This window comes from Desulfopila aestuarii DSM 18488 (assembly GCF_900143695.1).
Lineage (GTDB): Bacteria > Desulfobacterota > Desulfobulbia > Desulfobulbales > Desulfocapsaceae > Desulfopila > Desulfopila aestuarii.
The window spans coordinates 60,695-85,993 of sequence record NZ_FRFE01000013.1; the positions used below are offsets into that span (position 1 = coordinate 60,695).

General features: G+C 50.9%; 23 protein-coding genes. 10 read left to right on the plus strand and 13 right to left on the minus strand.

Annotation, left to right across the window (positions count from 1 at the left end; translation table 11 throughout):
- Positions 1 to 50: 50 nt before the first annotated feature.
- From BUF15_RS13665 to BUF15_RS27405, 8 genes are all read right to left on the minus strand, one after another.
- On the minus strand, positions 51 to 1,376 hold the full coding sequence (locus tag BUF15_RS13665) for an L-lactate MFS transporter (protein ID WP_073614067.1): 1,326 nt from the start codon (positions 1,374 to 1,376) through the stop codon (positions 51 to 53).
- A 980-nt stretch (positions 1,377 to 2,356) separates the two neighbouring features.
- The gene (locus tag BUF15_RS13670) at positions 2,357 to 2,986 is read right to left on the minus strand and encodes a CBS domain-containing protein (protein WP_073614068.1); all 630 of its coding nucleotides are present in this window, start codon (positions 2,984 to 2,986) and stop codon (positions 2,357 to 2,359) included.
- 62 nt (positions 2,987 to 3,048) lie between these two features.
- A complete protein-coding gene (locus BUF15_RS13675) occupies positions 3,049 to 5,007 on the minus strand; it encodes a hybrid sensor histidine kinase/response regulator (protein WP_073614069.1) in 1,959 nt (652 codons plus the stop codon).
- Positions 5,008 to 5,172: 165 nt separating this feature from the next.
- Positions 5,173 to 5,664, minus strand: a complete 492-nt coding sequence (gene gpt, locus BUF15_RS13680; RefSeq protein ID WP_073614070.1) for a xanthine phosphoribosyltransferase — start codon at positions 5,662 to 5,664, stop codon at positions 5,173 to 5,175.
- Positions 5,665 to 6,037: 373 nt separating this feature from the next.
- Positions 6,038 to 6,772, minus strand: coding sequence for an amino acid ABC transporter ATP-binding protein (locus tag BUF15_RS13685; RefSeq protein ID WP_073614071.1), 735 nt, complete (start codon positions 6,770 to 6,772; stop codon positions 6,038 to 6,040).
- On the minus strand, positions 6,765 to 7,724 hold the full coding sequence (locus tag BUF15_RS13690; protein WP_073614072.1) for an amino acid ABC transporter permease: 960 nt from the start codon (positions 7,722 to 7,724) through the stop codon (positions 6,765 to 6,767). Before BUF15_RS13690 ends, BUF15_RS13685 begins: the two co-directional genes overlap by 8 nt.
- 17 nt (positions 7,725 to 7,741) lie before the next feature.
- A complete protein-coding gene (locus BUF15_RS13695) occupies positions 7,742 to 8,542 on the minus strand; it encodes a transporter substrate-binding domain-containing protein (protein ID WP_234981178.1) in 801 nt (266 codons plus the stop codon).
- A gap of 76 nt (positions 8,543 to 8,618) precedes the next feature.
- The gene (locus BUF15_RS27405; protein ID WP_200802387.1) at positions 8,619 to 8,780 is read right to left on the minus strand and encodes a hypothetical protein; all 162 of its coding nucleotides are present in this window, start codon (positions 8,778 to 8,780) and stop codon (positions 8,619 to 8,621) included.
- A 321-nt stretch (positions 8,781 to 9,101) separates the two neighbouring features.
- On the opposite strand from BUF15_RS27405, the gene BUF15_RS13700 reads away from it, so the two are divergent.
- From BUF15_RS13700 to BUF15_RS13715, 4 genes are read left to right on the plus strand one after another with little or no spacing between them, the layout of a single operon-like run.
- The gene (locus BUF15_RS13700) at positions 9,102 to 9,731 is read left to right on the plus strand and encodes a QcrA and Rieske domain-containing protein (protein WP_159441300.1); all 630 of its coding nucleotides are present in this window, start codon (positions 9,102 to 9,104) and stop codon (positions 9,729 to 9,731) included.
- 31 nt (positions 9,732 to 9,762) lie between these two features.
- Positions 9,763 to 11,259 carry a cytochrome b gene (locus BUF15_RS13705; protein ID WP_084553985.1) on the plus strand — a complete coding sequence of 499 codons (1,497 nt, stop codon included), beginning with the start codon at positions 9,763 to 9,765 and terminating at the stop codon, positions 11,257 to 11,259.
- Entirely contained in the window at positions 11,249 to 12,046 is a 798-nt protein-coding gene (locus BUF15_RS13710) for a cytochrome c (RefSeq protein WP_073614075.1), read from the plus strand. The genes BUF15_RS13705 and BUF15_RS13710 overlap by 11 nt, the downstream gene beginning before the upstream one ends.
- On the plus strand, positions 12,021 to 13,145 hold the full coding sequence (locus BUF15_RS13715; protein WP_073614076.1) for a c-type cytochrome: 1,125 nt from the start codon (positions 12,021 to 12,023) through the stop codon (positions 13,143 to 13,145). The genes BUF15_RS13710 and BUF15_RS13715 overlap by 26 nt, the downstream gene beginning before the upstream one ends.
- Positions 13,146 to 13,205: 60 nt before the next feature.
- On the opposite strand, the gene BUF15_RS13720 is transcribed toward BUF15_RS13715, so the two are convergent.
- The gene (locus BUF15_RS13720) at positions 13,206 to 14,708 is read right to left on the minus strand and encodes an alkaline phosphatase PhoX (RefSeq protein ID WP_073614077.1); all 1,503 of its coding nucleotides are present in this window, start codon (positions 14,706 to 14,708) and stop codon (positions 13,206 to 13,208) included.
- A gap of 353 nt (positions 14,709 to 15,061) precedes the next feature.
- Here BUF15_RS13720 and BUF15_RS13725 point away from each other — a divergent pair, with 353 nt between their 5' ends.
- Both BUF15_RS13725 and BUF15_RS13730 read left to right on the plus strand, forming a co-directional pair.
- The gene (locus BUF15_RS13725; protein ID WP_073614184.1) at positions 15,062 to 15,499 is read left to right on the plus strand and encodes a GNAT family acetyltransferase; all 438 of its coding nucleotides are present in this window, start codon (positions 15,062 to 15,064) and stop codon (positions 15,497 to 15,499) included.
- Positions 15,492 to 16,085: a DUF3786 domain-containing protein gene (locus tag BUF15_RS13730; RefSeq protein ID WP_073614078.1), complete on the plus strand. Its 594-nt coding sequence runs from the start codon at positions 15,492 to 15,494 to the stop codon at positions 16,083 to 16,085. The genes BUF15_RS13725 and BUF15_RS13730 overlap by 8 nt, the downstream gene beginning before the upstream one ends.
- A 56-nt stretch (positions 16,086 to 16,141) precedes the next feature.
- On the opposite strand, the gene BUF15_RS28085 is transcribed toward BUF15_RS13730, so the two are convergent.
- On the minus strand, positions 16,142 to 16,273 hold the full coding sequence (locus BUF15_RS28085) for a hypothetical protein (RefSeq protein WP_268753188.1): 132 nt from the start codon (positions 16,271 to 16,273) through the stop codon (positions 16,142 to 16,144).
- On the opposite strand from BUF15_RS28085, the gene BUF15_RS13735 reads away from it, so the two are divergent.
- Complete coding sequence (locus BUF15_RS13735) at positions 16,272 to 18,008, plus strand: cache domain-containing protein (protein WP_073614079.1); 1,737 nt, start codon at positions 16,272 to 16,274, stop codon at positions 18,006 to 18,008. The two genes, BUF15_RS28085 and BUF15_RS13735, sit on opposite strands and share 2 nt — an antisense overlap.
- Before the next feature lie 9 nt (positions 18,009 to 18,017).
- Here the strand turns inward: BUF15_RS13735 and BUF15_RS13740 are convergent, their stop codons facing one another.
- From BUF15_RS13740 to BUF15_RS13750, 3 genes are read right to left on the minus strand one after another with little or no spacing between them, the layout of a single operon-like run.
- A complete protein-coding gene (locus BUF15_RS13740) occupies positions 18,018 to 18,458 on the minus strand; it encodes a hypothetical protein (protein ID WP_073614080.1) in 441 nt (146 codons plus the stop codon).
- A gap of 9 nt (positions 18,459 to 18,467) precedes the next feature.
- Positions 18,468 to 21,869: an AAA family ATPase gene (locus tag BUF15_RS13745; RefSeq protein WP_073614081.1), complete on the minus strand. Its 3,402-nt coding sequence runs from the start codon at positions 21,867 to 21,869 to the stop codon at positions 18,468 to 18,470.
- A gap of 15 nt (positions 21,870 to 21,884) precedes the next feature.
- Positions 21,885 to 22,826: an SPFH domain-containing protein gene (locus BUF15_RS13750; RefSeq protein WP_073614082.1), complete on the minus strand. Its 942-nt coding sequence runs from the start codon at positions 22,824 to 22,826 to the stop codon at positions 21,885 to 21,887.
- A gap of 381 nt (positions 22,827 to 23,207) precedes the next feature.
- Between BUF15_RS13750 and BUF15_RS13755 the strand changes: the two genes are divergently transcribed.
- From BUF15_RS13755 to BUF15_RS13765, 3 genes are all read left to right on the plus strand, one after another.
- Positions 23,208 to 23,717: a ferritin family protein gene (locus BUF15_RS13755; RefSeq protein WP_073614084.1), complete on the plus strand. Its 510-nt coding sequence runs from the start codon at positions 23,208 to 23,210 to the stop codon at positions 23,715 to 23,717.
- A 3-nt stretch (positions 23,718 to 23,720) separates the two neighbouring features.
- Positions 23,721 to 24,632: a tRNA modification radical SAM protein MnmL/YtqA gene (locus BUF15_RS13760; RefSeq protein ID WP_073614086.1), complete on the plus strand. Its 912-nt coding sequence runs from the start codon at positions 23,721 to 23,723 to the stop codon at positions 24,630 to 24,632.
- 75 nt (positions 24,633 to 24,707) lie between these two features.
- Positions 24,708 to 25,265 (plus strand): DJ-1 family glyoxalase III, encoded by a 558-nt coding sequence (locus BUF15_RS13765; RefSeq protein ID WP_073614088.1) that lies wholly within the window; start codon positions 24,708 to 24,710, stop codon positions 25,263 to 25,265.
- The last annotated feature ends 34 nt before the right edge of the window (positions 25,266 to 25,299 follow it).

Here is a 25,299-nt window from a genome sequence, read left to right on the forward strand (position 1 = left end):
TCGTAATACTCCTGTGCTTTCGTAAGAAACGATACAACCGTCCAGAGAGTTTAAACTCTCACATGTTCTACATTTGTTTCACCTTTGAATTTGGCATAGTTCGGCCTCTTGACGGAAAGCGCCACGATGACACCGACCACCAACAGGGCACCAGAAAGATAGAACGCATAGTTCAGACTACCAGTAATATCCTGGATCCAACCGCCGAGTTTGGCAACGAATACACCAAGACCCCAGCCGATAAAGACGATACCGTAATTCATTCCCATGTTTTTCGGGCCAAAGAAGTCAGCGGTAAAGGAAGGCATAAGCGCCAGACCACCACCGTACTGCCAGTACGCCACACCAACCAGGAGGAACAGCAGCGGGACATTCTTCGATGCTGTAACCATTGGCAGGGCAAACAGGCAGAGTGCAGAGATTGAGCAGTTCAACGCATAGGCATTAGTCCGACCAATCTTATCCGAGTACGCACCTGTTCCGACACGACCAGCCGCGTTGACAAAGCCACCGAATGAAACCAGCAGCCAGGCATTGGCCATGAAGAATGGTATGTTGCTAGCCGTTGTTTTCAGGATACCGGCAGCACTGCTGATAATAAGAAGTCCAGACTGGGTCGTAAGCATGAACATGAAGATGAGGGCATAACACTGCCAGGTTTTTGACATCTCTGCGGTTGTCCAGTTGGCAACATAGCTCGGTGCAGATGAAGCCTGTGGAGATGTATCGACTCCAGGAGGAACGTAACCAGCTTCCGGGGTCTTCAACAACTGACCTGCAATAATAACCACCACTGCAAAGAAACAGCCAAGACCTATAAAGCTGCCCGTTACACCATACTTATCAATCAGATACTGACCAAGATAGCCAATGTATAGTGCTGCGCCACCGTAACCGCCAACAACAAGACCGGAGATCAAACCACGCTTTTTCGGGCCGAACCACTTCAGAGCTGCAGGTGTAGGGGCCGCGTAACCGATGCCCATACCCATACCACCGAGGATACCGAAGCCAATAAGCAGACCGGTATAACTCTTCATTACCCCGGCGATAATACAACCACAGGCCAGCAAGAGGCCACCGAGAGTTGCACCAAATTTCGGGCTGATCTTATCCTGAATTTTACCACCCGGAATCATGAATACAGCAAAGATAATAACACACAGCGTATACGGCGTTGCCGCCTGCGCGTTGGTCAAATAGACCCAACCCGCATTCATGCTGTCTGCAGGAAATGCCTGGCCCGCTTTTTCCACATTGACCAGTGCAGCTTTCCAGATACTCCAGGCATACAGGATGCCTAGACAAAGGTTAATGGAGGTGCCAGCAAATGTCGTAATCCACGCTTGCGCGGGTACTTTTTGATCCTGTTGCATTTGTCAATCTCCCTTAAAATGGATAGTGATGGTTGATCAGTCACTGTTCTCAGCCGAACATCCCCCCAGTACTGCACCAGGAGACCTCGACCTCTCTTCTACCCACCGTAATTTCTGCTTGCTCTGTCCCCAAGCTGTAACCCTCCTCTTGTTGTTGCCGGCATCAGGACAGTCAACCGGACAGTTAGCATTGTGTGGATCTGAACAGCGGTTTTCAACCGGCCCCCAAGCCGCCCATGCATTGCGATGATCACCCCATCCAGACAACCCAAAACCTATTCGGAACATATTTTGTCCCCATGTACACCATTGGCATAACAGCCAAATTCTTATTTGAAACTTGGTTTCCTACGTGAGGCCATGCTCATCACCGTCTTTCTCACCTCACTTGGTGATCTGCGCATCCGTTTATTGCGGACGACACACAACAGCCGAACACATTACGTCGTCGGATCCAGGCAATCACATTGCCCGAATTTCAACTCTACTGCGATATGGAAAAAGAAAGAATGTCCCCTTAAATGCCTTCAATCTCAAGTAGTTAATGTATTATTGCAAAAAATACTACGAGAGAAGAAAGCTGCTGACCTGACAACCCTGCCCAGATTGTAGAGGCCAGGCGATGATGCTACCGGAACATATTTCCCGATGGCATCATCGACTTCTATCAATTTTATTTATCAAACCCTTCACAGTAACTCAAGCAAAAAATGCATATGCAGCGTATATTTTTTTTTACTGAACGAGAATTAATCACAAACATACAACATGATACACGTTTAGAAACTCGGTTTCTGCAAAGCTATCCATCAGTTAGCGTAGTCAGGCGACAGACATACAGTTTGACCGCCACATCAAGTTAGATGACCAACGAAAAGATACAGATGATTTTTTTGCTATCGTTGAAGGTATTGATGATGCCGCTTGTCATGAAAAATGACAGTGTGGAAACCCGAAACACGCCTTGTAATCGAAGCGTATCATCCCCAGAGATTGAGTCGGGGGTTTTCCGCAAAGCTTCGCAGAATATCTCCCCGGGTGACGATACCTACAAGTTGGCCATCCTCACGGGTGACAGGAAGCGAATCGATATGGGAAAATGCCATCACCCGCGCAACGCGGCGGATGTCGCTGATGGAGTCTGTGGCGACAACTTCCCGCTGCATGACATCAGCAACTTTCAGGGTAAGCTCCACTTCCACTTCGTCACCAATAATATTAATGCGCTTGAGGATGTCCCTGTCTGAAAGCATACCCGCAACAAGGTTCCTCTCGGAAACAACTACCAGTTGCCGGAGCCCGAGCCGCTCAAGGGTTCGCCAGGCCTCCAGCAACGATGTATCACCGTTTATGGTTTCCACCGGACTGTTCATTATCTGATAGATATGGACCAGGGGCTCCACCATACTCTCGCGATTCATAACCTGAAGATAGGCGGCTACGGCCAGGCTATTCGGTGCCGGGCGGCCACCCTCTTCCGGGAAAGGCGTAGTCCTGGCTCCACCTTTCAGCGGCTGGACAGGAGCACGGCGTTCGACCTTGCGCTCCCGTTCGAGTGCTTCCATTGGTCCGCGAAAGCGAAGGCCGTCCAGATCATAGACATAGAACATACTCGTTTCCCCGGATAGGATGAAGTTCTTCGTGATGGATTATCGCTAAAACCAGTTTCTGCTCAGCTATCCAGTATTGTACGGACTTTGCGAACCAGCTGGCTGCTGCTGAACGGTTTCTGAATGAATTCAACTCCCGGCTGAAGAATACCATATTTGCTGATGGTCTCACCGGTATATCCTGACATGAACAGGATTTTTTTATTGAGCTTTCGGCGCTCTATTTCATCGGCGAGCATCTTGCCGTTTATACCTGGCATGATCACATCGGTAAGGATCAGGCTATACTCCTTCCCTCTCTGTTCAAAGGCCAGAATTGCTTCCGCCCCGTTCTGGGCAGTGTGGACAGTATATCCATGGTCTGTGAGTATGGCTTCAACCAGATTCCGTACCTCCGCATCATCTTCAACCACCAGAATGGTTTCGCTGCCCCGGAAATCCTTTTCCACCAGCTGTGGTTCCTGTTCCGGTGGAGACTCAGGTTCATCTACTCTGGGAAGAAAGACCTGAAACTCGGCCCCAATGCTGTCACCACAATTATTGGCAAAAATGTGGCCTTTGTTCTGTTTTATTATCCCGAACACAGTGGCCAGGCCAAGCCCCGTCCCCTGATCGCGGGATTTCGTGGTGAAAAACGGCTCAAAAAGATGATCTTTCGCCTCCGAACGGATCCCTTCCCCCGTATCCCTTACCGCGAACATAACCCATTCACCTGGTCCTAAATTCGGATTAATCGCCGGAGATGAACTACTCACGGTAACATTGGCGGAAGTGATTGTCAGCTCTCCATTTCCCTCCATAGCATCCCTGGCGTTGGTAGCGAGATTGGCTACAACCTGTTCCAGCTGAGCGGGATCTATCCGTACCGGCCACAGTTGTTCTTCCAACACCAGATTGACAGTAATATTCTCACCAAGAAGCTCGGTGAGCATCGGTAGAATCATCTGCAACTGGCTGTTGAGGTTAACAACCCTGGACTGGGCAACCTGCTTACGACTAAACGCCAGCAATTGCCCGATCAGCTTGGCAGCGTTCCGGCCAGCCGTCAGCACCTTGCCAAGATTTTCATACTGCGGGCTGTCCGAAGGTGTAGTCAACTGGATCAGCTCAGTGTAGCCGTTAATAACAGAGAGCAGATTGTTAAAATCGTGGGCAATACCAGCTGTAAGGGTACCAATCGTCTCCATCTTTTGCGCATACTGCAACTGGCTTTCGAGGCGTTGGCGCTCTTTGTCGGCTTCCCGCTGTCGAGTCACATCGTGACCGATCCCGATTACTCCGCTGGTTTCGCCCTGGATGTTTTTTAGCGGCACCTTTGTGGTACGTATCCATCGCCTGCCCCCTGTATGATCTGTCAGACACTCCTCTTTCTCGATAACAGGTACCCCCGAGGCAATAATGGACTTTTCGTCGTCGCGAAACATTTTCGCCTGTTCCTCGGGGTAAAAATCCCTGTCCCTCTTACCCAGCAGTTTTTCTGGTCGATTTGCCCCCATCAAGCGGGCTACTGACACATTTGCCACTAAAAACCGGGACTCAACATCCTTGACGTAAATATAATCGGGTAGATTGTCGATCAAGGTTCTCAGCAGATTGCGCTCTTCAGCCAGAGCTATTTCATCCTTCTTCTTATCGCTAATATCCCAGAAAACCCCAATTGTCCCAACGATCTCATTACTCCCATGATTGCGAAGGGGAGCCTTGATGACCATAACCCATCCATTATCTTCATCGTTGTCATGCTTTTGCCAGAACTCCTCAATTTGCTCTGAGAGACCACTTTCCATGATGCGCTGATCGTCAATCCGATATTTCCTTGCAAACTCATGAGGATGAACATCAAAATCATCTAGACCGACGAGTTCTTCCAAAGACCTGCCAAGCCTGATACAATAACAGCGATTGGCATAGATGAACCGCCCGTCCCGGTCTTTAGCAAACACGTGCAACGGCAATGATTCAATGAGGGAGGTGATCATTTCAGGATCTGTTTGTCGGAACATCTCTACCGGATTCGGCATGACTTTCTCGTGCAGAGGGTGAATGATAAACGACAAAGTTTTTTAGATGAATGGCTTCCCCTTATATCCTATTTCCTAACCTCCGTCAGGTAAAGGACTCTCAGCATTTTATCAGGTATAGCCATTGAAAAAGAACAGTATGTCCATTTCCTCACCAACATGTCTCTACTTTTTATCCTGGCCGACGAGGGGGGTAACGAACTGTGATTCGGTATCCCAGGGAAAGAGAATCCAGGTATCCTGGCTCACCTCGGTAATATAGGTATCGACTGCCGGACGACCGGCAGGCTTAGCATAGACTGTAGCAAAGTGGGCTTTCGGCACCATTTCCCGCACGATCTGGGCCGTGCGTCCGGTATCAACCAGATCGTCAATCAACAGCCACCCTTCACCGTCACCTTCAAATGTCTTCAGCATTTCCGCGTTGCCTTTTTTATCTTTCCAGTTGTAGCTGGAAATGCAGATGGTATCCACCAGATGGATGTCAAGCTCACGGGCAATAATGGCAGCCGGCACCAGCCCGCCGCGGGTAATGGCAATGATCCCCTTGAATGGGTCATGACCGAGCAATCGCCAGGCCAGGGCCTTGGAGTCACGATGCAGCTGTTCCCAGGAAATCGGATATGTCTTCTTGTAGTTTGATGCACTTGTTGCCATTTCTTTCCCCTTTGCATATCGCCTTCACCGCTTTTCCCAAAAGGTCAGGGAAAAAACGGATAGTCATCAGTCGAAACCTCTTGAACCGGCCACCAACAGGCCCGGTTCATAAGCAGCCTTTTCCAACACTTCTTCCATAAAGTATATATTGCCCTATACCACTCTTCCATTCATCAAGCAACGGTACACGAGAATATCGTTATTGCCCCCCTCCTCCAGCGATGTGCCAAATCGATGCACGGGTAGTACAAACAAAAGTAGGCGTGACATGAAACGAGAGTGAGGATAACCCCCAATGGTGATTATCCTCACTCTCGTTTCATGTCACGCCTACCCTGTATTCGCAACAACCGGCCAGCCCGGATTTGGTTCTCTACAGCACCTGCTTCAGGAACAGTTTGGCCCGCTCCTCACGCGGATTGGTAAAGAAATGCTCGGGGGTCCCAACCTCCACAACCTTGCCTTCATCCATGAAAATGACCCTATCGGCTACTTCACGGGCAAAGCCCATCTCATGGGTCACCACGACCATGGTCATGCCCTCACGGGCCAGCTGTTTCATGACGTCAAGGACTTCACCCACCATCTCGGGATCAAGAGCTGAGGTCGGCTCGTCAAACAGCATAATCTTGGGGTCCATCGCCAGAGCCCTGGCTATGGCCACACGCTGCTGCTGCCCGCCGGACAGGCGAGAAGGATATTCATCAGCCTTTTCGGAAATACCGACCTTTTTCAGCAGCTGCCGCCCCTTTTCTATAGCGACCGCCTTGGAACGTTTACGTACCCGCATTTGGGCAAGCGTCAGGTTTTCCAGCACTGTTTTGTGCGGAAAGAGGTTGAACTGCTGGAACACCATGCCAACTTCAGCACGGATATGATTCAGGTTGGTTTTCTTATGGGCCAGATCAACCTTATCGATAAAGATATGACCGCTGTTAAATAACTCAAGGCCGTTGATACACCTGAGAAAGGTGGACTTGCCCGAACCAGATGGTCCAATAATGACCACCACCTCTCCTGAAGCCACTTCCACAGATACATTGTCCACCGCACGGACAGTAATACCGCGACCGGTGAAAATCTTTGTCACATTCTGTGCACTAATCACTGATCGCGAGCCTCCGTTCCATGTAGAAAACCAGTTGCGACAGAAGCGATGTCACAAGCAGGTACATTGCGGCGACAACCAGCCAAACCTCAAAGGTTGCAAAAGTACTGGTAATGATTTCGCGGCCGGATTTCGTCAGGTCGGTAATGGCAATAACGGAGACAAGGGAGGAATCCTTGATCAAACTGATGAATTGGCCGGAAAGCGGGGGCAGAATACGCTTGAACGCCTGCGGCAGAACAATATCCATCATTGCCTGGGGCATGGTCATGCCGAGCGAACGGGCCGCCTCCATCTGACCGCGTGGAATCGACTGGATACCCGCCCGGACTATTTCGGCCACATAGGCTCCGGCAAAAAGCGCCAGCGCCCCAACACCCGCCACATTCCGGCTGAGGTTAAACACCGTACCGATAAAGAAGTAGGCAATAAAAATCTGTACCAGAAGCGGTGTACCGCGAATGATCTCCACATAGATCGCCGCCAGCATATTGACCGTATAATTTTTGGAAATCCTCGCCAGACCGGTGCATAACCCGATCGCCAGCGCAAGAACACTGGAGATGGCAGACAACCACATCGTCGTCCACAATCCCTTCACCAAAGGCCCGAGATGCCAGGTGGCGGTGAAACCGACAGTATCACCGACAAAGAGATCCTCCCCTTCGGAAACCTTTATGGTTTTGGTGTCAACAGTGACGGTCTTCACCTCATCGGACTCTGAAGTCATGGTCACTGTTGACACATCACCATTGGCGACTACAGCGGTAATTCTCCCATCAAATGGAATTTTATGTACTTCTTCCCCCTGGTACACAAAGTACTGAGGAACCCTGTACCAGCGCCATTCATAGTCGATCTTTTTTACGGACCCATAAATTGCTGCGGCCATCCCTATCAGGATGACCGCAAGCAGGACCTTCCAGGGCCACGTATTCTGTGTGGCGTTCACGTATAAATATCCCTTAATTACTGGATTTCTTTAAGCCAGGCATCATCCTGGAACCACTTCTGGTAAATCTTGTCGTAGGTACCGTCGTTTTTGACCTGATACATAAAGTTGTTCAACCAGTTCAGAAAATCAGGGTCGCCTTTACGGATACCCCAAGCGAGTGGCTCGAAAGTGAAGGGTTCTTCAAGATGGGTAACTTTCCCTTCGCCACGTTGGCCAACGGCCACGACATTGTATGGTTTATCATAGACAAAGGCATCGATCTTACCGTTGACAACTTCCATGACACCCTCTTGCTCGGTCTCAAAACTGATATACTTGGCGTTGGGAATCAAGCGTTTGGTAGCCTGCTCACCGGTGGTACCCAGCTTGGAGGCGACGGTATACTTCGGATCATTGAGGTCTTTATAGGACTTGACTTCGCCGGCAATTTTATTGCTGACCAGAACAGTCTGACCAATCTCGATATAGGGACTGGCAAAGTTGATGGACATGTTCCGCTCCTGGGTAAGCGTCATACCGGACATAATGACATCAAACTTGTCGGTGAGAAGCGCAGGGATAATACCGTCCCAGGCGGTGGAAACCAGCTCAAGCTCAACACCCATGGCCTTGGCCATACGCTTGGCCATATCCACGTCAAAGCCGATAATCTCACCTTTCTGGTTGGTAAGCTCAAACGGCATATAAGCAGGCTCCATACCAACTCTCAACTTACCGCGCTTGGCAATCTCATCAAGAGTACCGGCAACAGCTACGCCGGCGGTAACAACCATGACAGCCAACACAGCTGCCAACAACTTTTTCATCTTTTTCATGCTCTTCTCCTCTTGTTCATGCTTTTCGGATAAAAAAAACGGGTCCACCACGACCCCTCTTACAGCACGGTTTGTCTCAGTAGGACTTTCCCTCATCGAGCAGCTCTTCCAGTATCATTTTCACTCCTTCGCACTCAGGATTCTGACACCGGGGAAACTCTTCGATGGGAAGGTAGACAATAACTGTTTCACGGCATTTCGGGCATACAAGCAGTACAGGTTCTTGATCACCTCGCATGACACACCCCCTTGTCACTGTTTGAATAGCTGGAAACCCAGATTAAACAATAACTTTTTATTAACATAGGAAATCTTTCAGTACAACACTGTTTTTCACAATGTAAAATTACTCACAAATATGTAAAAAACATCAGCTAACACTCTGCAATAACAAAACAATAGCTCCATTTCCAACCTATACTTCGTAAACCTGCAATCCTGGGAAGAAATCCATGCATTCACTATAGATATCGAACACCCACTTCACCTCTCAAGTGAAGTATCATTTTCTCACACACTTGTAACATAATTCTAACGCGAAACAGTGTATATGATGACGATGACACGTATAAAACCACATCCCCAAACACAAGACGTGGAATCATCTGCGACCAGGCCACCCGTCCCCCCCATCAACCGCCGCCATACCATCATCGGCATCCTGGCGCTTGCTGTTGCAACCCTTCTGGGTTCTCTTGGCCGGATGGCGATGTCGTTTATCCTCCCGCCAAAACCGGTAAACAGCTATGGTGGCATCGTCGATGTCGGTCCATTGACGCAGCTACCTGCTCCAGGAAGCCCTCCAAAACAGATACCCCATGGTCGTTTCTGGCTCATCCATACTGACAAAGGTATCTTGGCCCTCCATAGCTCCTGCACACATCTGGAATGTTTCTTTGGCTGGGACTCCGAGCAACAATTGTTTATCTGCCCATGTCACGGCTCAACATTCAACCTTGACGGACAGGTGCTGAGGGGACCGGCCCAACGCAACCTTGATCGTTTCCCGGTCCGGCTTGTCCAGGTCGACGGAACGATAGTACGCGATAGCAACACCAAAGCAATGGCAGTCCGGGTTGCAGATCTGCTCTTTAAGGAAAATGCTCAATCAAATCCAGGCATCGACACTCCGACGGCTTTACCAATTCTGGTTCAGGTAGACACCGGACAAAAGATCGTCTCGCCTTAGCCCCATATTTCAGCTTTTCGTATTCTTTCCCATGACTCTCCCATCAACGTTACCAAATGATGTACCAGCAACAACAGTATTGAAGGTTAAAGGGGCAAGTCACTCCCGAACAAGTTTTTTGCTGCATTTGCGGCCGAAGTATTATCCCTCCCTGTCTATCTACTGCCGGGCCACCTGGCTGCTTGGCTTTTTCTCAGTTTTCTTTTTTGTCCTCGAATCCATTACCGGCTTGATCCTGATGGTGTATTATGTGCCGACACCGGGTGAAGCTTACAGTTCAATAGGAAGGCTGATCACGGAAATCCCCTTTGGCTGGCTCATCCGCGACCTGCACAGACTGGGCGGGGAAGCAATGATCGTTGTCGTAACCCTGCACCTGCTACGGGTATATATTGCCGGTGCATATCAACAACAACGCCGAATGACCTGGGTCACCGGAATCGGTCTCTGGTTGTTGACATTAGCACTCGCCTTCAGCGGTTACCTCCTCCCCTGGGACCAGTTGGCTTACTGGGCGGTGACCATCGGGACTTCTATTGCCGACACCATTCCGTTTATCGGCCAGACACTCACCACCATCCTGCGCGGTGGATCAAGCTTCGGTGCGGAAGGCCTCTTGCGTTTTTATCTGCTGCATATCATTGCCCTGCCAACCATTTTCCTATTGCTGCTTGCTATCCATTATTATCGGGTCATCAGGCTGCATGGTATCTCTTTTGTCCAAGGTCCCGGTAGCGATGACCGCACATCTTGCGACGCCAAAAACCTGGAAAGGCAAACATTCTTCCCACAAATACCGCTGGCTGAACTTTTTCTCAGCCTGGTTTGCCTGATCTTCTTGACGGTGGTCGCAACCTGGTTCTACAATGCACCGCTGCAGCACCATGCCGATCCCCTCCATACCCCGGGTCAAACCAAGGCACCATGGTTTTTCCTCTGGCTCCAGGGAGCACTCAAACTCGGAGACAGCTTTGTCATAGGTATCTGCCTTCCGCTTACGGGTTTGTTACTGTTTACATTGTTTCCCTATTTTCCATCCAACACCGCCAAACAGTTCAATCCTTTTTACAGAAAGATCATTTTCGTCATCTGCAGCATGACGCTAATCGGTCTCACAGTCCTGGGCCTACCCCGATTTGGGGTCACTCTCAACCCAGCAGCCGTCATCCTCCTGTCCTTTATGCCTGAGGAGTCCACAAGCAGATTTCACGCTATCGGTTTTGACAACCTTCCCCAGGGTATCTACTCAACCAACCAATCCTATGCGGAACTACCCAGCCAGTTACAAACGTTGCTTAATGATTTCAGCGTTGCCCTCCGCGAATTGCCTGACACTGCCATAGACGGCAACATACAGGGCATTCTCATGATTGAGGACTGGCAGGCTGATCTGAAACGGATCACCCTACGGATTCATCGACAAGCCGGCCCCAACTTAAACACACCGACAAGTCTCGAAAAACAGTTGTACTTACACCGGAAGCAACCACGTATATCTCCGACCGAAACATCCAGCCATGAACGCTGATCGACTCTTTGCGGCAGTAGCCGGTGCAGCAGTCATCTTCACTACACTTCTTGTAGTTATTATCGCGACAGAACCCTCCCGGCTACAACGGGCACGAGCAGAAGCGAAAGGGAATGGCATTGAACGTGGTGCATCCCTCTATCATGATCATTGCCGCAGTTGCCACGGGAGCAGGGGTGAAGGAGTTGGTCAACTCGGCCCACCCCTGGCCAATATAACGTTTTTCACAGCCAGGCTCCCGGAGGTCGGCTGGCCGTCGACGCTTGAAGCCTATATCTTTGCCACTCTCGAGCACGGTCGGTTAATGGGTACCCGCCCGATCTATGCCGGCAACGGTTCGACGGCGGTGATGCCGGCCTGGCTCGATCGTTACGGTGGCCCCCTCAGATCAGACCAGATTCAAGCTATCGCGTTGTTCATCCAAAATTATGAGGATAGCGCCCTTGGCCGCATAACACTTGAACCGCTGGATCTCGAAGAAATCCAGCCACACGATCCGAAAATTTTGTCCCGTGGTCGCGAAGTGTTTATCCGTTCCTGCGCCGGTTGTCACACATTTCACGACATCAATACGGCTCCTGCAGCAGGCCCGGATCTCAGCAATATCGCACTACCGGCTTCTGACAAATCCGAGTCATCTGAGCCGGAAAACTATATCCATGAGTCGGTCCTGATCCCCGAGGCAACGATCAAAAAAGAGTATGCTGAGCAGGCTAAGACCAGTCCCTGTGGAGCCATCCTGACGATCAAGGAGTTGCGCGATGTTTCGACATATCTGCTTCAGTAAACTCTCCGGCAATAAACAAAAAGGCTCGAGCTGCCTTCTGTCTGTAACCCTGCTCCTAGCCTCCGTTTTTTTCTGTATTGCCGAAAGCGTGTACTGTCGAACCTATGACGGGGTATTGGCAGAATCGGTGCCACTTGGTGCCTGGCTCTACGCACGAAACTGTCTTGAATGTCACGACAAGTATGCCAGTTCCAGGCTTGCCGAAATATATAATGACAGCAACGAACTCATCGCGGCCATCGGTGAACAAGGCTGCAAAATCGCCTGGGCCCGCAGCAGAGGTGGCTCCTTGGGCAGCAATGAGCTTGCCGCCCTGGCGGCTTACATGCAAAAATGGGAGGAATTGGGCGACGAACCACAACTCCCAGCCCTGCCTCCGCAATCGGTTCATACAGTTGCAGCACCACCGCCAAAGGTGACAGCAGCAGAGAAAAATCAAACCACCAGCGATACTGTCCCCAACGAGGAACAGCTCAGCCCTCCCCTTGCCCACCTCATCGCCACCAACCCGGTTGCAGCCGGAGGCTTCCTCTATACCCGAAACTGCTTTCGCTGCCACCTCTCCTACGAACAGGCCCGGATGGGTAGAGGCATCAGCAAAGAACTCGTGCTCCGTTTTATCACCGAAGGAAAGACCTCTACCCAGATGCGAGCCTTTAGTCGAATGCTGGGAGGGCCATTGAAAGGAACTGAAATCAGGGAGATTGTTACCTACATCTCCACCTGGGAAGAACGAGGTGAACCACCTGCAATAGCGGATATACTGATGACCCCGCCTGCAATTGATCCCTCTGAGTTTATCCCGATCAGGCTGACCCGATTTCAGCAAGTGAAAGGTGATGCCGCTGAAGGTTCCCTGTTGTTCAGACGCAACTGTTCCATCTGCCATGGCCCGAAGGGGGAAGGGTATGTCGCCCCGCCTCTCAGAACCAAACAACTCGGTATACGCCCAGATATTTTTATCAAATCTGTTATGAAAACCGGGGTCCCCGGCAGCCTGATGAAGGGATGGGACAGTGGCCGTGGCGGCATCCTTTCGGCAAAAGATATTGACGACATCACCAGCGCCATTCTTGCTTTGGACATGTCACCCCCGTAAAACGACAAAAGCCCGGGAAAACCCGGGCTTTTGTTCAGACTCGTTCATTACTTCGAACGGTTACTTCAGTTCCACCTTGCGGATGGCATCATAGACATCGCCACTGTTTCCACGAGCGAGTTCCAGCCATTCCAGGTTGAAACTCTGATCCGGTTGCTGGGCTACCTTGGCGGCGTAGATTGTTCCCGCGCTCAGGTCACCTTCCTTGTCGGCAACAAATTTTGAGAGAATAACACCGGTTCCGTCATCGCCGCTGTACACCGTCTTGTGATCCTTCATAACCCGGCTCATCTCATAGCTGAGCCGACCCATGGCGTAATGCTTTACCACTTGGGTTGTCACAGACTCGCCGCGGGTATCAGGGATAAGCTCAACCGGAAAGCCGTAATCATAAGGATTAGCCTGGGCGCCCAGATAGTCAGTCATGTCGACAACGTTTTCCTTCCAACCGGCTTTGTTGGCCAGCGGCTCGTATTCCTCACTGGTCAAACCGGTATTCCAGGGTGTTACACTGGCGTTACAGTTGTTCCAGGTACCATGAACACCATCATAGTTAATATTTTCGCCGTCCAGCACAGACCAGCTCTCGCCGTTCTTTTTCAGATACATCTTGGCGGTGTTACCCGGCCGGCATTCGAAGTTAGTGAACAGATAAGCTTCATCGCTGGAACTGGTAATCGGCACGAACATATTACCGTCCGGCTGATTGCACATTTCCTTTAAAGAACCATCGAGACGGTTGACCTGGCCAAACTTCTGGCCCCGGATATCACCCGGGATCTCTGCACCAACCCGAGCCAGAACCTGATAGTTGCCCGAAGCAACTTTGACATCATACACATCATCTCCAGTCGGAACACCGACAGGAGTAAAGGAGTCGCCCGCCTTGAAACCATTGACAATTCCGATCACACCCCTGTTATAGGGAAACCTGCTCATCGCCGAAGGATGCTGGACATTGAACAGTACCTCATCGTTGGGCGTAACGGTAATGCCGGTTATCTCCGCACCGGTCGGTACCGTGGCAAACCGCTCAAGTTTCTGGCCATCCCAGCGCCACAACATGTTGTTGGTGTGATCGCTGGTATCTTCAGAAATCCATAGATTGCCATGATGATCCACATAGAGACCGTCCGGGTTTGCCACATTATTGACATCGCATCTGTCCTTGAAACCAGAGGAAACAGTCGACTTCACCGATTTATCATAGCCGCCGCCAACAATGAGAGGTTTCAGGTTGCTGATATTCTGGTTGGCATCAAGAGCAGCTTCATAGACAATACCGCATTTGTTTTCCTCAAGCTTAATATCCCCTTCACCATCGCTCATGGTCTTATCGATAGAGCTCATGGCGATATACAGTTTATTGTTCTTTTCGTCATAGGCCACGCCTTCCATTTTCCTGAATTCGGCGCTTGCACCCATCTGTTTTGCATATTCCCGGGTCTCGAGAAACGGTGCCATAGGGTCCTTCAGTGAGAGCAGACGATCATCGTCAGCCATGACATTGGTTACTACACACGACAGCCCAGCCAGAGCAATGAGAGACAACTTTTTCTTCATTTTCCTTCTCCTAATAAATGAGTATTCAATAATATACAGCACAGTCACAACAATAGAGATACAAACACTGCAAGGTTAGGAAAAGGTTATATTATGTTAAAATTCGTGCTAAGCGTGCTCGAAATTATTTACAATTTTTTATGCACAATCAGAAACATACAAAGGAACAACTCATTAACAACGAAAGGCCATAAAGATCAACAAACTCCCAGGAAATGGAGTCTACCGACCTGAGATACAGACCAGTTGCGGTCAGGAATCCACTTATCGCTGGACAGATATTTTCCCATCACCTACTCTACAAACGACACGTGACCTGTTATCCAATCCATTTTAACAAATACAACATAAACATGAAGATCAGAACCTTTCAAACAGATGATACCGCGGCGGTCATACAGCTCTGGCAGGCATGCGGCCTGACCACTGCCACCAACGATCCCCTGCGGGACATCGAGAGAAAACTGCTGGTCGACGCGGACCTCTTTCTGGTCGGCGAAAAAGACGGCAGAATTGTCGCCACTGTCATGGGTGGCTATGAAGGCCATCGCGGCTGGTTGAACTATCTTGCCGTCGCACCCGAACTACGACGGCAAGGCTATGGTCAGGCAATTGTCCATGCTATTGAGCAAATGCTTACGGCAAAGGGTGCTCCCAAAATCAACCTGCAAGTCCGCACATCAAACCAAACTGTCATTGAATTTTACCAAACACTTGGTTACCACATTGACAACGTTGTCAGCCTCGGCAAACGGCTGGTGCAGGATAACAAAGGAGAGTCAGATGGTTGAACTGATCGATAAACGCCACTTCACAGCCCTTTCCGAACTTGATCCCAACGAAGTCATTTCCCGTACCCATTGCACCTTCGATTCGGGAAAAAACTGCTACACCCTGCCTGTCTGGACCGGTTCCTGCGCAATTTATCCGGGGAGAGCAGAGGTTGAGTGGCAGGCAGGCTCATCGGTGTTGCATGAATATTTCAGTCTTTTTGCGGTCCATTATCTGCTTTCCGCCAAGGATATCCAGCCTGCTGGCCAGTGGATTTCCGAAAAGGATATGGCTGGAGGTGCCACTTTTTTTCGCGGCCCCCATGCCATTCCAACCCAACTGATCACCGAAAAAGTTGAGAATTCCTGTGATCGTTTTCATCAACTCTGCCGCGATTACAACGGCTCGCCTCTGGCGATGGCTGACGCCGCAGCTGTGTTTTCCATAACGTCCCGCATCCCTGTAGCCGTTCTCTACTGGGCCGGCGACGACGAATTCCCTGCCGAAGCAAAACTTCTTTTTGACAAAACACTCCCCGACCACTTCGCCCTGGACATTGTCTTTGCCTTGGCAGTTGGCATTACCGAAGAACTCAGTAGAAGCTGATCCAGGTCAACCCTCATTAAATGGTCCTGCTGTTTTCTGCAGGGAGTCACCCTTTACTATCGCCCCGATTTTGCGATAAGATAAATAAGGTAACTCCCTGCACATCCGGCAATCCGCCCCCGACGACAATCAGCGGCAGTGGGTGCGATTCCACCGGTGCGCTCGACTCCGGAATGAGGGAACGCCATGCCCGAGAAACACCTCAAGAAGCTTTCCACCTCTGTTTCCCTGCGTATTGCCCTTCCTGCGCTGCTCACTATCTTCCTGTTTATTGTTGCCATCTTTTTTATCCTGCTGCCAGAACTCGAACAGAGCTTTATGAGCAGAAAGCAAGAGACCATCAAAGAACTGACGGAAACGGTCTGGAGCCTGCTCGAATCGTACCATGAGAGGGAAGTCCTTGGAGAACTCTCACGGGAAGAAGCACAGAAACGAGCAATCCTGCGTATCAGGACATTGCGCTACGGAGTAGAAAAGAAAGACTATTTCTGGATCAATGACATGCATCCCAACCTGATCATGCATCCCTATCGAACTGATCTGGTGGGAACGGATGTCTCCGGTTTCCGTGACCCTAATGGGAAATATCTGTTCAAGGAATTTGTCGAGGTGGTCAAACAGCAGGGCGCGGGTTATGTCGATTATATGTGGCAGTGGAAAGACAACCCGGTAAAAATCGCTCCCAAAACCTCATATATCAAAGGTTTTCCAGCATGGGGATGGATCATCGGCACGGGCATATACATCAATGACGTTTACGCCGAGATCGCAGCGATACGTAACAAGCTGACTGCCATCTCCACCTTTATCCTCTTTATCGTCTCGCTGCTCGCGCTCTATTCCATCCGCCAGTCGATGCTGGCCGACCGGGAACGGATGACAATTTTCCGCGAACGGGAAGGTTTGATGACATCACTTGCCCAGAGTAACGAACGGTTTCGAAATCTGCTGGAAACCACCAGCGACTGGATCTGGGAAACGGATATGGGCGGCAGATACACCTACTCCAGCCCGAGACTCAGGAACCTGCTGGGCTATACGCCGGAGGAGGTGTTGGGGAAAACCATGATGGATCTTGCCTCGCCTCGTACCCGTGAAACATTAAAGAACGAATTCGAAGCGTTACTAGCGGCAGAAAAGCCCTACAGCGGTTTTGAATGCACCTGTCTGGGAAAAAGCGGCCAGGTGGTGGTGCTGGAAAACAACGCTGTGCCCATTTTCAACGGCACTGAAAGGCTGCTGGGCTACCGTGGTATCGCCCGGGATATCACCGAGCGCAAAATCGCGATGGAAGCGCTCAAAAAAAGCAGAGACGAACTGCATTCCAGTCTCGAGGAGACGGTTGCCTCACTTGCCTCCACCGCTGAAAAGCGCGACCCCTATACCGCCGGCCATCAGCAGCGGGTTGACCGGCTGGCCTGCGCCATTGCAAAGGAACTTGGCCTATCCGAAGAGAGAATAGAAGGGCTCCATATAGCTGCTCTCCTCCACGATATCGGCAAGATCACCCTGCCTTCCGAATACCTCACAAAACCCACCCTCTTGACCAGAGAGGAACGCGCGATCATTAAATGCCATCCTGCAGTCGGGTACGAAATTTTGAAAACAATCCATTTTCCCTGGCCGGTGGCCGATATAGTTCACCAGCACCATGAACATCTGGACGGCAGCGGCTACCCACTCGGCCTCACCGAAACGGATATCCTGCTGGAGGCTAAGATCCTGGCAGTGGCCGATGTGGTTGAGGCGATGTCTTCACATCGTCCCTACCGCCCGGCACTTGGTGTAGAAAGAGCAATTGAAGAAATCCAGGAGGGGCGGGAAAGCCGCTATCACGCGCCAAGCGTCGATGCCTGCCTTCGCCTTATTGCGGAAAAGAAAATCGAATTTGTCTCCGAAGACTGGTGCCCGGTCTTTCAGTAACCCCAGCGTTTACCCAGATTCTCCTTTGGTTTTCTTTTTCTCTGGGAACAGATCTAGTCCCGGATAGAGTCGAGCTGCACATTCAGGACAGATGGAATGACTGAAATCGGCGTCGGTTCGATCCCGGATGTAGGACTCGATTTGATGCCATTTATTCTCTTGATCACGTATTTTCTTGCATGAAGCACAGACTGGCAGAATGCCTTCGAGATATTTCATCCGTTCAAAAATCCTGTGGGTATAATAGACGATCACTATCCCGACGATGGCAATCACCACACTCTCCACAAGAGACTCCCGCCAGTTAATGGGCGTTGCCTCCGCTCCAAAAAATATCCGTGGTAAATCAAGCAGCTCATCGAGCCAGATAAAAAGGATGATACTCAAGAATGCTACACCCTCGTAAACAAGTACGCGTCGTGAAACCGATTCTCTGCCTGGCGATTCCATCTCCACCTCCTAACCCAACAACCGCTCTTTAAGCGATTCGAACAAACCGAGTACCTGTTTCACCGGCCTATTTTTCTGCCGCTGGTATATGACATCGATGGATGTGAAAGGGTCGTTATCGGGGTTACTGATATAGCTCCGGATAGCGGCAAGTTTTCTGACGATCTCCGTCTCAGCCTGCTGCCGGAGAATCGATCTCAGGCGGATTATCCGCTCCTTGGCTGCTTCGTCACGCTCATTATGCTGATATTTCTTGATCTTGTATTTGATACGGAGATCAATCAACTCCAGTAGCATCTCCTCGTATTCATCGTTCAGCCAGATAGTTTCCGGCACCAGTTCACCGAAATAGGTGACCGCCAGGATATCCTTGTTCTGTGTCCAGTATCCCATGAGAAAATCGATTTCAAGAGATCTATAGTTCTGCCGCGGCATATACATCCGCCGCAGGTATTGTAGAACTTTTTCCGCCTTTTTCTTCTGGCCGCCAATAATTACCGAACCTCCCACCTCAGCCTTGGTGACCCCTTTGGTCCAGGGCGCGCCGGTAATACCGAAATCGTGGTAGATGGGAATATGGAGGATGGCCGAAAGCGTGTTCAGCGCAAGGGCATAGCCGGCTGAAGGCCCGCCGACGTTGTACGAGGCGGAAAGCAGTTGATGATGGATCGTATACTTTCCTAAAAATTCACCTAACAGCTTCACCATACTCACTTCCGGAGCCAGGGCCTGGAAATAATTTTTCACGAGCGTCAGCGCTTCCTGAGCCGACTGCTGGGTCATCTGTACGGCCATTTCCATCTGGGCACCCTGACCGCCCGATGAGGAAACCGCCCCGGTAACCAGCACCTTCTCGGGCGAGAGACTGTAGGTAAGACTGGTGGCGATGGGCAGCAACACGCCTTCGGTCTCGTTGGCGCCGACACCGACAATAAAGCCCTTCTGGGGTTCCCGGCTGAGTTCGGTCTCGAGATAATCGTCGAGTTCAACCTTGCCTTTACGGGTCGGGCTCTGGGAGAGTTCCAACCGGGAATTCTTCAAATGCGACAGGCAAAGCGGATAATCGCTGTCACCATGAATGGCACCGAAACGAACCAGTACCTCATCATATTTCAGAAGGAAACTTGCCGGCGATTCCCGGAGCGCTTGCCGCAGACTGTTACTATCACCCAGCGCGTCTAGAATTCCGGCGATGGTCTTCATGTTGAATTTGAGGAATTTTTCCTGCTTTTCACGGGAGAGAGTGGAGATCGTGCGAAACTTCCTGAGTACCGTCAGTTCGGTTGACCTCAGCGACAGCGCCTTTTCGACAAAGGCCGTAAAATCGGCCGGAGTGTTGCATATGCCTTTGGCAGATTCGATGATTTTCTCAGCGTTCACTCCTGATGCCACCGGAATACCATGCAGGGCCGCACCGATGATGCCGCTGATATCCCGCTGCCCAAGCTGCCCAGACACCTCCAGCACCTTCAAACGTTTGGAACGTATCAAGGCCGGGTCGAGCAGATCAAGCCGGTTGGTGGTCAGCACCGTAAACACCCTGGCCAGCGGTTTCTCGCCGTCAATAATGGAAAGGAAGGTATTGGTCAATCGATCGGAGGGTGAACCACCGGTAGCGGACCTTCGTGGCGCCAGCGCATCACCCTCGTCAAAAAAAACCACCACCGGTCCGATCATCTTGGCAATATCATAGACCTTAACCAGATTCTCCACTGTTCCATCGATAGGGTTGATCGGGTTATGCAGCGTCGAGGGGCTGGCGCTGATATCATGGATCTTCTCATTTTCACTGAGCCAACTCCGCACTAGAAAGGTCTTGCCGGAACCCGGAGGACCGTTCAACACCACTCCCTTTTCTTCGTTCACATTATAGAGCAGGCAGTTGTTGGCCATCTCGGAAAAGGTGTTTTTGATATCTCCTACATAATCATCCCACATGGCACTACGATCAATCCGGTTCACCACTTTCTTGAACAGGTCGCCAAAAGAGTTTTTCGCCACCATCTCAAAGGCATTTCGCACCAGCATCCCGTCATCAAGGTGCTCAGCCTGAAAAGAACCCTTGATGCTGAAGATGAACGCCACCAGTTTACGAACATAGGAAGGCGTCACATGCAGGGCACGCTCCGAAAAAACCCGGTAGATCTTGCCCACCGCAACCATCAGCTCCTCGGGAGTAAGCCACTGGAGCGACGGGTGGTCAAAGTGGTCTTCCACCACCGCAACCCGGATGTTATGACGCATCAACTCGATACGCACAATCTCCCGCATATTGCTTTTATTCTGCCAGTAGTCGACTACATCGATCACCAGCCCTTTTTCCGCAAAACGGCGGTAAATAGCGCTGTCAAACACCTCGGGTTGATCCGAGGTGGCGATAAGCAGACAATCCCGGCTACCGTTGATAATCTCATCAAGAATGATGTTTGAGGTGTCGACCAGAGTCCCCTGCTGGCGCTCGACCCCGCCACCGCCACCGCTGGTATTCTCTTTTCTGGCAAAGGCGCTGTGCGCCTCTTCAAGGTGGCGGATAGAGGCAATAAGCGGATTGCCGAAGGCTTTTTTCAGATAGTTACCGGGCTCACCGGCCAGAGAGGTCTGGAAATCATTGGGTGTGATCTTGGCGTAATCGATGGCGACGGACTGCTCCTCCAGTTCGCTTAAATTTCTGGCGATCCGTTTTTTCAGAAACAACCGGATCATGGGGGTACGCGAGAGCAGTTGATAAAAGCGGAGTTCTTTGTGGCGCCTGATTTCATGGGCCAGCTCCGGGGCTACCTCGTCGAGGGATTTCCAGAACGGCACACCGGCCATGATTTTGTCTTTCTTCAGCAAAAGATCAACCTCCGGCCGCACTTCGCTTTTGAAAATCACTTGCTCAATGGCGGCCACTGCGGTGGCTGATTTGCCGCTGCCACTCGTCCCGACAAAAAGTATTAATGGTGCCTGGGGCACCTCGGGGTCGGCGATATACTCCTTTCGTATATGGGCGCGGTAAACCTTGTTGAAGATGGTCGAGAGCTCTTCCGGCAGATGGACGTCATTGAGCTCCCGGTCAAGCAGAGAGACGAGGTAGGACTTATCCTTTGCCGAGATCTCCTTTTGCAGGATGGCATTCCAGGCCTTTCGTGGCGACGACTGACCGGAGACCTCGAACCGTTTCTGCCAGTCGGTAATGATCTCGGGATCACGCAGCATGGTGAAGTCCTCCCGCCTTCTGGCACCCCACACCCAGCGCATAAACGCTCTGAGCCAGGTGATCAGCGCCAGCGGTGGCTGGTACTGGTTGAGCCGTGCCCGCATGAACTCCTTGGTCTCGAAAGGCCAGGCAGCAACGATCTCTTCCATTTCCCGGATACGTTTTTCCGGCAGGCAGATGTAACGTATGGTTCTTGTATGTCGGCGAGGCATGAGGATACCAGTCAGCTAGGGATGAGTTTGCTGTGCGTTGGCCGGCAACAACGGCGGCAGGGTCACGGCCGGCGCCGTATCTGTATTCTGGATCACCACCGTGTTCTGCCCGGTCTGGTTCTTTTCATAGGCTGCTGCCCAGCGCTGCTGATCGAGAAACTGGAGAAGCGCCGTATCGGTTCTGCCATCCGGCTGCCCCACCGCCTGTAACAGTTGGCTGACCCCGTCGACATAGGCCGCATAAAGTTTTCTGATCCGGCTCGCCTCCTGATCCGCCGCATAGTTTTCCGCCTCAGCGATAAGTTCTCGTTTCTTTTTCTCCTCCGAAGCCTCAACCAGTTTGTCGCCAAACCGGGTCTCCCGCAGGACAAAACTGATAACCTCGATTCCGTACTTCTCTTCAAGTGTTGGACCGCCTTCATTGATCGGGCTTGCTTTCAGGGACTTGAAAATTTTTTCTTTCACCATCTCCCGGTCACTGATGAGCGAGGCAACGGTCTGCGACTGGAGCTTGTCTTTCACCAGACCGTCATAATCGCCCTGGAGCAGCACCATGGGTTCCTGGTTTTCGATCGCCCAGATATTGAGATCCCGGATCCGGAAGGTGAGAAGCGCCGAGGCCCAGAGGGTTACATTCTCCCGGGTGATAATGCGCATTGGTTCGACAGAATCGCCTAGAAAAACGGTCTGGTTCATCAGTGTCACTTCCTGCTCGATGCGGGTGAAATAGGGGAGGCGAACATGCCAGCCAACCTCGGTTACCGCCTCCCGGTGGCCGCCAAGCCGCTCCAGTACCACTGCGTAATTCATCTTCACCTTGAAAATCGTCCGGGAAGCATACACCGTAACGATCAGGCCATAGCCGATGACAATGAGCAGAATCAACAACAGGGTAAGACGCAGAATGCGGAACACAAAAGCCCGCTGCACAAAACTCCCCACCGGTTTGTCAGACATAGCGACTCCTCTCTTGCGAGACTTCAGTTCATTGCTGAGCGGTCGACCCCAGACAGAAATGAGCAGTCAGGATTTTACCGACAGCCTCAAAGAAGGATGCTTACTCGTATAGTTGAAGTGGTGATAGCTGCGATGGTCATCATACTACCATCACTTTGTCATAGGATATAGGAGATGTGACATTCCTGTCAAATTGATGATTGACAATGATCAGTCTGTTGCTGCGAAAAAAAACAACCGGTTATGAGATGTGATGACAAGCATGAGTCAGTTGGCCCAGCTTTCCCGCACTGGTCGACAAAGCTTGCGCTTGCTGCTATCATAACAATACCGTTATCATATCCTCACCGGCCACAGCCCCCTTAACTATGGAGAACAACAATGGATTCGACACCCATTTTCCAAGAAGCCCTGGCATTTGAAGAAAAAATTCGTGATCTGTATCGTACGGCCGAATCGACCGTTGATGATCCTCGTGGTAAGGCCATCTTCCAGGCACTTGCCAAAGACGAACAGTCCCACGTCGATTTTCTCAACTACAGCCTGGAGCAACAGAAAAATAATGGCTCTATAGATATCTCCAGACTTTTCAGCCCGCTGCCAGCCCCGGAGAGAGTTGAGAAAAAAATCGAGTCGATGAAAGCGGGAATCCCCGAACGGATGCTGGGGGACATCAAGACCGTGCTCAACAGCGCTCTCATAATGGAAAAGGAAACATCCGCCTTCTACGAACAGGCAATCAGCAAAACTGAAGGAGAAATTCGAACCATTATGGAAAAATTTCTGGAGATCGAACAGCGCCATACAGAACTGGTGCGGCTGGAGCTGGATCACGCCCAAGGGTACGGTATGTGGTTTGATTTCATGGAAATCAACCTGGAAGCGGAATAGCCGGTGCTGCCGCCTGAATCTCCGCTGATTAACACCTTCAGCCACCATTATCGTCAAAAATATGGGGAGCCAGTCGGTAAGCTCCCTATAGACGTCGATGTTGTCTGCCCAAACCGGGAACAGGGTGGATGCATATTCTGCCGCCCTGCCAGCTTCACAGCCGGTCATCTTGAGGCCACCGACCATGTCCTGCAGCAAATGGAACGCGGCAAAAGACACCTTCTGCATGGGAGGTTCAAACGGTATCTCGCCTATTTTCAACAGGAAACCTGTACCGCTTTACCAATAGATCAATTACTTGCCAAAATTCAGATGGTATTGGAGGACCCGGACTGTCTCGGTCTCATCATCTCCACCCGGCCAGACTATGTCCCGGACCCATTTCTGAAAGAATTATCACCACTCATTGGCGCCACAGAAAAAGAATGCCTCTTTGAGCTTGGCATGCAGACTGCTCATAAGCACAGTTTACAACTGCTCAATCGCAACCACACCTTCGCCGAGGTGAAGGATGCTCTACGACGCATCAAGACGGCAGGTCCTTTCGAAACCGGGGTGCATCTCATCTTTGGCATCCCCGGTGAAAGTGAAGACAACATGCTGCACTCCCTCACTGCCGCCTGTGACATGGGCATCGACGCACTGAAGATACACCATCTGCAGGTTATCCGTGACACCCCGCTGCATGAGATGTACACTCGGGGCGAGGTGGAATTGTTTACCCTGGAACACTATATGGCCTTTCTCTTGCGAGCCCTGCCCCGCATTCCCGTCAGGGTCGTCATCCACCGGCTCTGGGCAACCTCCCATCCCGACCTGCTGGTTGCACCCAAATGGAACATTTTAGCAACGCAGCTGAGCGAAGAGTTGTTGGGACGGATGCGGCAGCAGGGTGTCCGGCAAGGAACCACATAAGCAACCCATAAACCATTTTCGATAGCCTCAACGGTTGAAAACATGTAATAAAAACTACACCAAGAGAGACAGACTATGACGAAAAAAATTCTGGTCCCCGTTGCAAACGGTATTGAAATGATCGAGGCCCTCAGTATCGTCGATGTGTTTCGCCGAGCCGGTGCCATCGTCGATATCGCCTCGGTCCATGAGTTGGTAATCACTTCATCTCACAACGTCAAAATACACGCCGACAAACTGATTGATGAGTGTGTAAACGAAGAGTACGACCTGGTGGCAGTTCCCGGCGGCATTCCCGGTGCGGAGAACCTGAAAAACTGCGAGACACTCATCACCATTTTGAAAAAACAGAATGCGGCCAACAAGCTCTATGGAGCGATCTGCGCCTCACCGGCACTGGTATTGAAACATCATGGCCTGTTGGAAGGAAAGAAGGCGACCTGCCATCCGCTCTTTATTGCCAACCTCAGCAGTGAACAGGCCTCGGAAATGAAGGTCGTCTTCGACCAGAACTGCGTCACCAGTCGCGGCGCCGGCACCTCCGTTGATTTTGCGCTGGAACTTGTTGAGATACTCATGGGAAAAGAAAAGAAACTGGAAGTCGCCAAGGGAATGGTGGTACAGACGTCCTGATTTTTCTTTTTTATTCAGCTAAAACAATTAGCTG

Coding starts and splice junctions, on each gene's coding strand:
- BUF15_RS13765 (WP_073614088.1), top strand. CDS start 24,708: ATGACGAAAAAAATTCTGGTCCCCGTTGCAAACGGTATTGAAATGATC.
- BUF15_RS13740 (WP_073614080.1), bottom strand. CDS start 18,458: ATGGAATCGCCAGGCAGAGAATCGGTTTCACGACGCGTACTTGTTTAC.
- BUF15_RS13705 (WP_084553985.1), top strand. CDS start 9,763: ATGACTCTCCCATCAACGTTACCAAATGATGTACCAGCAACAACAGTA.
- BUF15_RS13670 (WP_073614068.1), bottom strand. CDS start 2,986: ATGTTCTATGTCTATGATCTGGACGGCCTTCGCTTTCGCGGACCAATG.
- BUF15_RS27405 (WP_200802387.1), bottom strand. CDS start 8,780: ATGCGAGGTGATCAAGAACCTGTACTGCTTGTATGCCCGAAATGCCGT.
- BUF15_RS13695 (WP_234981178.1), bottom strand. CDS start 8,542: ATGAAAAAGATGAAAAAGTTGTTGGCAGCTGTGTTGGCTGTCATGGTT.
- BUF15_RS13755 (WP_073614084.1), top strand. CDS start 23,208: ATGGATTCGACACCCATTTTCCAAGAAGCCCTGGCATTTGAAGAAAAA.
- BUF15_RS13675 (WP_073614069.1), bottom strand. CDS start 5,007: ATGCCGAATCCGGTAGAGATGTTCCGACAAACAGATCCTGAAATGATC.
- gpt (WP_073614070.1), bottom strand. CDS start 5,664: ATGGCAACAAGTGCATCAAACTACAAGAAGACATATCCGATTTCCTGG.
- BUF15_RS13750 (WP_073614082.1), bottom strand. CDS start 22,826: ATGTCTGACAAACCGGTGGGGAGTTTTGTGCAGCGGGCTTTTGTGTTC.
- BUF15_RS13730 (WP_073614078.1), top strand. CDS start 15,492: ATGGTTGAACTGATCGATAAACGCCACTTCACAGCCCTTTCCGAACTT.
- BUF15_RS13735 (WP_073614079.1), top strand. CDS start 16,272: ATGCCCGAGAAACACCTCAAGAAGCTTTCCACCTCTGTTTCCCTGCGT.
- BUF15_RS13710 (WP_073614075.1), top strand. CDS start 11,249: ATGAACGCTGATCGACTCTTTGCGGCAGTAGCCGGTGCAGCAGTCATC.
- BUF15_RS13745 (WP_073614081.1), bottom strand. CDS start 21,869: ATGCCTCGCCGACATACAAGAACCATACGTTACATCTGCCTGCCGGAA.
- BUF15_RS13720 (WP_073614077.1), bottom strand. CDS start 14,708: ATGAAGAAAAAGTTGTCTCTCATTGCTCTGGCTGGGCTGTCGTGTGTA.
- BUF15_RS13700 (WP_159441300.1), top strand. CDS start 9,102: ATGACACGTATAAAACCACATCCCCAAACACAAGACGTGGAATCATCT.
- BUF15_RS13665 (WP_073614067.1), bottom strand. CDS start 1,376: ATGCAACAGGATCAAAAAGTACCCGCGCAAGCGTGGATTACGACATTT.
- BUF15_RS28085 (WP_268753188.1), bottom strand. CDS start 16,273: ATGGCGTTCCCTCATTCCGGAGTCGAGCGCACCGGTGGAATCGCACCC.
- BUF15_RS13725 (WP_073614184.1), top strand. CDS start 15,062: ATGAAGATCAGAACCTTTCAAACAGATGATACCGCGGCGGTCATACAG.
- BUF15_RS13715 (WP_073614076.1), top strand. CDS start 12,021: ATGTTTCGACATATCTGCTTCAGTAAACTCTCCGGCAATAAACAAAAA.